This is a genomic window from Zoogloea sp. LCSB751, assembly GCF_002028455.1.
In the GTDB taxonomy this organism is placed as follows: domain Bacteria; phylum Pseudomonadota; class Gammaproteobacteria; order Burkholderiales; family Rhodocyclaceae; genus Zoogloea.
This window is the reverse complement of sequence record NZ_MWUM01000193.1, coordinates 1-272: the sequence shown is the minus strand read 5'-3', so window position 1 is coordinate 272 and position 272 is coordinate 1. Positions and strand designations below refer to the sequence as shown.

Here is a 272-nt window from a genome sequence, read left to right as displayed (position 1 = left end):
CTCGGGATCCGCCAGGAAGGGGCGCGCCATGGAGACCATGTCCGCCTCCCCCTGCGCCAGGATGCGCTCGGCCACCTCGGGGGTATTGATGCGGTTGGTGGTGATAAGCGGCACTGTGAGGTGCTTTTTCAGCTCGGCGGTCACCCAGCTGAAGGCGCCGCGCGGCACGCTGGTGGCTATGGTGGGGATGCGCGCCTCGTGCCAGCCGATGCCGGTGTTGATGAGGCTCACCCCGGCCTGCTCCAGCGCCTTCCCGAGCGCTATCACCTCCT

At 68.0% G+C, this 272-nt stretch carries 1 pseudogene; it reads right to left on the bottom strand.

The features are described from left to right. Positions 1–272: pseudogene (fadH, locus tag B4920_RS26315) on the bottom strand (NADPH-dependent 2,4-dienoyl-CoA reductase); the annotation flags it as partial.